This is a genomic window from Microcystis aeruginosa NIES-4325 (genome assembly GCF_008974145.1).
GTDB lineage: Bacteria > Cyanobacteriota > Cyanobacteriia > Cyanobacteriales > Microcystaceae > Microcystis > Microcystis aeruginosa_G.
Window position 1 is genome coordinate 1 of the sequence record NZ_BJKP01000065.1, and the last position, 6,489, is coordinate 6,489.

The 6,489-nt window shown below is 43.0% G+C and carries 10 protein-coding genes; 9 read left to right on the top strand and 1 reads right to left on the bottom strand.

The window, feature by feature from the left end:
• Positions 1-794: 794 nt before the first annotated feature.
• The 9 genes from MiAbW_RS18635 (at position 795) to MiAbW_RS18680 (ending at position 6,224) form a co-directional block, all read left to right on the top strand.
• Positions 795-1,763 carry an endonuclease/exonuclease/phosphatase family protein gene (locus tag MiAbW_RS18635; RefSeq protein WP_238707347.1) on the top strand — a complete coding sequence of 323 codons (969 nt, stop codon included), beginning with the start codon at positions 795-797 and terminating at the stop codon, positions 1,761-1,763.
• 322 nt (positions 1,764-2,085) lie between these two features.
• A complete protein-coding gene (locus tag MiAbW_RS18640) occupies positions 2,086-2,787 on the top strand; it encodes an NnrU family protein (protein ID WP_151697300.1) in 702 nt (233 codons plus the stop codon).
• Positions 2,788-2,875: 88 nt separating this feature from the next.
• Complete coding sequence (locus MiAbW_RS18645) at positions 2,876-3,217, top strand: thioredoxin family protein (protein ID WP_151697301.1); 342 nt, start codon at positions 2,876-2,878, stop codon at positions 3,215-3,217.
• Between the two features lie 266 nt (positions 3,218-3,483).
• Positions 3,484-4,140, top strand: a complete 657-nt coding sequence (locus MiAbW_RS18655; protein ID WP_151697302.1) for a vWA domain-containing protein — start codon at positions 3,484-3,486, stop codon at positions 4,138-4,140.
• Between the two features lie 13 nt (positions 4,141-4,153).
• On the top strand, positions 4,154-4,912 hold the full coding sequence (locus tag MiAbW_RS18660; protein WP_151697303.1) for a PP2C family serine/threonine-protein phosphatase: 759 nt from the start codon (positions 4,154-4,156) through the stop codon (positions 4,910-4,912).
• 80 nt (positions 4,913-4,992) lie between these two features.
• Positions 4,993-5,286, top strand: coding sequence for a nucleotidyltransferase family protein (locus MiAbW_RS18665; protein ID WP_002770523.1), 294 nt, complete (start codon positions 4,993-4,995; stop codon positions 5,284-5,286).
• Positions 5,283-5,618, top strand: coding sequence for a HepT-like ribonuclease domain-containing protein (locus MiAbW_RS18670; protein ID WP_052276537.1), 336 nt, complete (start codon positions 5,283-5,285; stop codon positions 5,616-5,618). The genes MiAbW_RS18665 and MiAbW_RS18670 overlap by 4 nt, the downstream gene beginning before the upstream one ends.
• Before the next feature lie 113 nt (positions 5,619-5,731).
• Positions 5,732-6,010 (top strand): BrnT family toxin, encoded by a 279-nt coding sequence (locus MiAbW_RS18675; RefSeq protein WP_002772034.1) that lies wholly within the window; start codon positions 5,732-5,734, stop codon positions 6,008-6,010.
• A gap of 4 nt (positions 6,011-6,014) precedes the next feature.
• Positions 6,015-6,224 (top strand): BrnA antitoxin family protein, encoded by a 210-nt coding sequence (locus MiAbW_RS18680; protein WP_106910032.1) that lies wholly within the window; start codon positions 6,015-6,017, stop codon positions 6,222-6,224.
• 27 nt (positions 6,225-6,251) lie between these two features.
• Here MiAbW_RS18680 and MiAbW_RS20305 read toward each other — a convergent pair.
• Positions 6,252-6,489: hypothetical protein (locus MiAbW_RS20305; protein WP_238707349.1), on the bottom strand; the 238-nt coding region annotated here is incomplete at its 5' end.

Here is a 6,489-nt window from a genome sequence, read left to right on the forward strand (position 1 = left end):
CGCTTGCTTTGGTTTAACCTGAGCAGCTTAGCTTTTGCTGCGCTTTTTTCCGGCTTGAGATTTTGAGTTTTACGGCAACTGCTTGAGTTTTTTTGAATTACCCCTTGACAATCAAGACAGTCGCTACAATAGTTGCTGCTCTCGTAGTGGATTGTTTCAGTGCGCTCGCCATGGCCCTAGGGTGCGTTCCCTAAGGTCAGTCCTACTACTGCACCGATAGATTGTTGGGAACGCACCTTGCTCATTCATTGAGGCTGTAAGTCCAGATAATCTAATATCCTCTGTCAGATTAGCAGCTAATTGGGGATAGATCATCTACTTGTTGCATTAATGCGATGCCGAAGGCACGGCGTAGCAGTACGCTGCTCTGGTAGTGGTGGAGGGTTCATAAAAGAATGCCCCAATCGGCATAACAGACTTAACGCGATCTGCAACTAAAAACGACAGAATCAGGGTTCCAGAGGATACTTTATCTCTGCTAATACCATTTTTCTTTATTCTTGGCAGGTATCTTACCCCCCCCCTTGCCCCCACGAAAAACTTTTTGCCGCAAACCCTACTTATGAAAAATGGTATAATTTCTGAAAGCCTTGTAAATCAAGACTAAAAATATAGTTGCACAAGGGGTGACTTATTGTCGTGTTATTGGGAAAGTTTCTTGCGATAGCTCTATTTGAGAGTAATATACAGAAAGATTTTTTTTTAAATGTGTATTGGGGGTGATGTGTGGAAAGTTTCCGTATAATATCTAGTTAGTCCCCAGTGACAAAGCCATTGGATTTTCAATAGATGTTATGCTGACCAGTATTTTGCTGTGGTCGATGGCACTTAGCCTGTTGCTAATCAGCTTCACCCCTGGAGTATGGTACAAGCTATGGTTTTTTGAGATTTTGGGGACAGGCTATCTTTGGTTTGCGGGCTTGACTTTGATCTTGCTGTTGGCTCTGTTTTTACCCAGGTTCCGTCCTTCGCGCTGGAAATTGATGATCACGTTAGCTGTCGGACTGGGGTTTTATGCCAGCACAATTGGTACCTGGTATGTTCCGAGGTTGCGAGATGCTAGAACTGGTGGTTTCCCATTGACTGTAATGACCTACAACGTCAACTACCAACTATGGGAGACCAGTGCCGTGACTGACCTGGTTCGGGCAAATCCCGTAGATGTATTCGGGTTAGTTGAACCGTTCAAGGAGCAGGCAGCAGAGCTACTAGACAATGTGCAGGATCTTTATCCTTACTATTACCGCGCAACGGGAGGCGGACTGAGTTTATTTAGCCGCTATCCCATTACAGAGGCGACGACTGACAACTTGGGAACCCGCCACCATAGCCTATTCGCAAGCGTTAATGTGACAGGACACCCCATTCGGGTTGTTGTTGCCCATCCCCTTGCCCCTATATCCATGCCTAACTTTATCAATCGTAACCAGGCGATGGTGGCCCTGGCAGCCTATGCAGCACAGCAGTCAATCACTACCGTAATAATGGGTGACTTTAACCTCACCTCCTGGTCGATTTATTTTCGCAACTTTATCATTAACTCAGGATTACGCAGTGTCAATCTAGGGCATGGACTAAATCCAACCTGGTTTTATACTGACGAAGCGCGATCGCTATCCCATCTCGATCATTGGAAACAAGCTCTAAAAATTCCCATTGACCACATTTTCGTCAGCCAAAATGTCAGGGTTGATCAGGTCATCACAGTGCCTTCATGTGTATCTGATCATCGTCCAGTGATGGCAAAACTACGCGTGATGTAGCTTGTTTTAGCTCAGGTTCATAGCGATCGCAACAGCAATGCGGTCGCTATTGCCGTAGCCGTAGGGTGCGTTCCCTAATGTAAGTACTACTACCCCACCGATCGATTTTTGGGAACGTACCTTGCCCATGTATTCCCTCAAGTCAGCTGTGGCAGCGATCGCCGATCTGGTAGGGTGCGAAGCATAAAATGTAACGCGCCATTTTTTGATTGATGAAGCAGGCAGAGTTGGGGATAATATGATAGGTGGGTTGGGTTGAGGCAGAAAACCCAACCACCCCAACGGTTACTATGAAAAGTTTTAGTCAATCAAGAGGGTAAAAGTGGCATTCGCTAGTCATTGGATCATGTTAGGTTTATTACTGGGTTTTGCTGTCGCCCATAGCGGATTAGCCAGTTTACGAACGCGGGGAGAAGCCATCATCGGTGCGCGACTGTATCGGGTATTATTTGCCCTTGTGAGTATCCCTCTAGCCGTGATTTTAGTAGTTTATTTCTTCAATCATCGTTATGATGGTTTGCTTCTCTGGCAAGTGCAGGGAGTAACCGGAGTTAAAACCCTAGTTTGGATACTTTCGGCCATTTCTTTTTTCTTTCTCTATCCTGCCACCTTTAACCTGCTGGAGATTGCCGCTATCCAAAAACCCCAGGTTCATCTCTACGAAACCGGCATCCTGCGCGTTACCCGTCATCCCCAGATGGTAGGACAGGTGATCTGGTGTATTGCTCACACCCTCTGGTTAGGGACAAGCTTTACCCTATTAACTTCCCTAGGTTTAATTGCCCATCATCTTTTTGCTGTCTGGCATGGCGATCGCAGGTTAGAGAACCGTTACGGAGAGGCATTTTTAAAGATCAAAGAACGCACCTCGGTGGTTCCCTTTTTAGCAATTATCGATGGTCGGCAAAGCCTAAAATGGCAAGAATTCCTTCGTCCTGCCTATCTAGGAGTAACAGGATTTATTTTACTCCTCTGGTGGGGGCATCCTTGGCTAATGCAAGCAACAAGTAAAATTTATTGGTGATTTTGCTCCCAACCCCTTTCCTATTGATCCCGATTGGTGTAGCATGGTTTCCATATCAAAATAAAGTTTTCATAAAATCCGTTTAGACATGATGCTATCTGTCAACGAAAAGAGCTTCCCTAAGCTAGTTTTAGAGTCTTCTCGTCCGGTTCTCGTGCATTTTTGGGCTCCTTGGTGTGGTTTATGTCGTTTAATTCAACCCACCCTCTTGTCTTGGCAAAATGACTGTCAAGGCGCGATTCAATTAGTCGGTGTCAATGCCGATGAGAATTTTAAATTAGCTAATAGTTTTCGTCTGCGTAGTCTGCCTACTTTAATTCTCTTCGATCGAGGTGTTCCCGTTCACCGTCTGGAGGAAATTCACAGTCGCGAGGAATTGCATCAAACCCTGCGACTAATAGTCAAAAATCAAATCCCGCGTTCAGCTTAAGGGAAAGATATCTTTTCTGATGGGTTCTGTGGTTAAAATGTATTCTAAGATACGGTAACGCCAGTGGGTGAGTGGAATGAACCACTCCAGACACAGAGGACACAAAGATCGATCGCTCCTAATATCAGTTAAACTTATCACACAAAGAATAAGAGAGCCTCTGATGGGACTGGCAGAGATAATATAATAGGACAAAAAGTAGATAATCTCAATTCCTAACACTCCCATAGTTCCCCCAGTTCAAAAAATTAGGAGGCTTGCAAAAAATGCCGATTGGTGTGGCTGAATTTGTCGAAAATCAGGAAAATCGCTGTCCTGTGGTACTACTACTAGATACTTCTGGTTCAATGCAAGGGGAACCGATTAAGGCTCTCAATGATGGCATCAAAACCTTTCAGGAGGACGTGATGCGGGATATCCAAGCGACGTTGAGCGTAGAAACCGCCATTGTTACCTTTGGTAATGGTGGGGTTAAAACCGTGCAAGATTTTGTCGGAATTGACCAATTTACGCCACCTACTTTAACCGCAGGAGAATTAACCCCCATGGGAGAAGCGATTGAATTGGCCTTAGATTTAGTCGAAGATCGTAAGGCGATTTATAGAAATCATGGTATCCAATATTATCGCCCCTGGATATTTTTAATTACTGATGGTGCGCCTACGGATCAATGGAATTTGGCAGCGCAACGGGTAAAACAAGCAGAAGCAGAAAATCGGGTTTTATTTTTTTCTGTAGGTGTTCAGGGGGCCGATATGGAGACGCTCAAACAGATTTCTAATAATCCCCCCGTGTTACTCAATGGTTTAGATTTTCGGGATTTATTTCAGTGGTTAAGTAACTCAATGAAACGAGTTTCTGGTGGTAAAATTGGAGCGGCGATCACTTTACCACCAGTGAATTGGGGACAAATTACCACCTAGAGGACAGTTAATTATGTGGAGAACATTATGTCAGTCGGTGGTCGGTAGTTTTCACGTCCAAACGGGATTACCCTGTCAAGATTATGGTGATTATAAGGTATTGGGTCAGGATGTTTTGATTGGAGCCGTAGCCGATGGGGCCGGTAGTGCCAAACATTCGGATTTGGGTGCGAAAATAACAGTTGAAGCAGCGCTGCAATTTTTAGAGGAAAATCTCGAAAAAACAGCATTTGCGGCAACTGAAACTGAAGCCGAATTAGAGGAAATATTCCGGCAACTGTTGGCTTATGTTCAGCAAATTCTCCAAGAAGAAGCCGAAAAAGAACAGTTAGACATTAATGATCTGGCGACAACTTTACTGGTTGTTTTGGTTACTTCAAAACGGTTAGCAGCGATGCAGATAGGAGATGGTTTTATTGTGTTCAAACCTTTGGAAGGAAATTATCAGTTATTGTTGCAGCCTGACAAGGGAGAATACATCAATGAAACCACTTTTGTTACTTCTAGTAATGCTTTGGAGGATATGCAAATAAAAGTTTTAACCGAGCCAGTTGCCTTTATTTGTGTGGCGACGGATGGAGTGGAAAAGGTATCGATCGATTATAAAAATTGGCAGCCTTTCCCGCCTTTTTTTCAGCCATTAGAGGAATATTTACAACAGACAGAAACGCCATTGCAAGAAGACCTCAAAGAATTTTTAGAGCGGGAGGATTTAAATAAGTTAACAACTGATGATAAAACCTTACTCCTAGCTTTTTGTCTAAGAAACTGAGAAACCGGGTTTGTTTGACAAACCCGGTTTCTGGCTCTGGTTCAACCCAACCTAAGATAAGACTATGGACTAAGTAAATCATGAAAATTGACGAATTACTCAAAAACAAACGAGAAAAAATTATTGCTATTGCGGCTAAACACGGCGCAAATAACGTGCGAATTTTTGGTTCTGTTGCACGGGGAGAAGCTGACGAAAAAAGCGATATTGATTTATTAATTGATTATTGTAGCGAACGTCGGAGTCCCTGGTTTCCCTTGCCGTTAATCCGAGAACTTGAAGCCTTGTTAGGCTGTAAAGTTGATATTGTTACCGAACAGGGACTTAAAGATAGAATCAGAGAGCGGGTACTAAAAGAAGCAATACCACTATGAGAGATGATAGCGAACGCTTGCGGGATATTTTAGAAGCAATTGAGCGTTTAGAAAAGTATGCTCGACAGGGAAAAACCCTGTTTGAACAACAAGAATTAATTCAAACTTGGATTGTCTATCATTTACAAATTATTGGTGAAGCAGCTAGAGCAACTTCTCAAGAATTTAAAGCAAGATATCCCGAAGTTCCTTGGCGAGATGCCAGCGATCTAAGAAACTTAACTATTCATGAATATTTTCGTATCAATCTAGAGATTATTTGGGATATTGTTAAAAATGACATTCCTCCTCTAAAAGGACAAATCGAAGCTATTTTACAGGAATTGATTTGACGAAACCCAACTCAATTATTAAAAAATGTTGGGTTTCACTATCGTTCAACCCAACCTACGATGGGACTAAGGCACTACCTTGGAAGCTAATATTAACGAATCTACCTCAAACAATGAAGTACGAATGGGATCAAGACAAGAGCGACGCTAACTTAGAGAAGCACGGACTGAGTTTTGAGGATGCACCGCTAGTTTTTGGTGGTAAATGTGTTACCTTCGAGGATAGCCGTTTCGTTTATGGTGAGATAAGATATATTACGCTTGGCAAATTGAAAGGTCGAGTTGTCTTAATCGTCCATACCCCTCGCTCTAATAAAACTCGTATAATCTCAATGAGAAAGGCAAACAATCGTGAGCAAAAAATCTATCAAAAGCGACTTGAAGAGAATTGATGCGATGACGGATGAGAATATCGATTATTCTGATATTCCGCCGTTAGGTGATGAATTCCTTACCCAAGAAACAGTATCTTTTTCGCCATCAAAGCAGCAATTAACCATCCAACTAGATCAAGATATCTTAGAATGGTTAAAAGCTCAAGGGAAAGGATATGAGACACAAATTAACTACATCTTGCGGGAAGTGATGGAACAGCAGCAGCAGTAAAAAACAATGAACCTGATTTGATTACATCTACCCCAAACAATCGTGAGCAAAAAATCTATCAAAAGTAATCTGTAGGTTGGGTTGAGGAACGAAACCCAACTCAATTATTAAAAAATGTTGGGTTTCACTATCGTTCAACCCAACCTTGTATATTGAGAGAAGTGGCAGACCGTCCCAACCTTGGTCAGAAAAGACCGCTTCGTAGCAAGGGTCACCACCATAATCTCCCTGACAAAACTCGAACAGTCGCCGGGGTCGTGGCGAA

What these genes read in the sequence shown, in the direction of transcription:
- MiAbW_RS18635 (WP_238707347.1), top strand. Translation starts at nt 795, where the DNA reads ATGCTGACCAGTATTTTGCTGTGGTCGATGGCACTTAGCCTGTTGCTA.
- MiAbW_RS18645 (WP_151697301.1), top strand. Translation starts at nt 2,876, where the DNA reads ATGATGCTATCTGTCAACGAAAAGAGCTTCCCTAAGCTAGTTTTAGAG.
- MiAbW_RS18655 (WP_151697302.1), top strand. Translation starts at nt 3,484, where the DNA reads ATGCCGATTGGTGTGGCTGAATTTGTCGAAAATCAGGAAAATCGCTGT.
- MiAbW_RS18660 (WP_151697303.1), top strand. Translation starts at nt 4,154, where the DNA reads ATGTGGAGAACATTATGTCAGTCGGTGGTCGGTAGTTTTCACGTCCAA.
- MiAbW_RS18665 (WP_002770523.1), top strand. Translation starts at nt 4,993, where the DNA reads ATGAAAATTGACGAATTACTCAAAAACAAACGAGAAAAAATTATTGCT.
- MiAbW_RS18670 (WP_052276537.1), top strand. Translation starts at nt 5,283, where the DNA reads ATGAGAGATGATAGCGAACGCTTGCGGGATATTTTAGAAGCAATTGAG.
- MiAbW_RS18675 (WP_002772034.1), top strand. Translation starts at nt 5,732, where the DNA reads ATGAAGTACGAATGGGATCAAGACAAGAGCGACGCTAACTTAGAGAAG.
- MiAbW_RS18680 (WP_106910032.1), top strand. Translation starts at nt 6,015, where the DNA reads ATGACGGATGAGAATATCGATTATTCTGATATTCCGCCGTTAGGTGAT.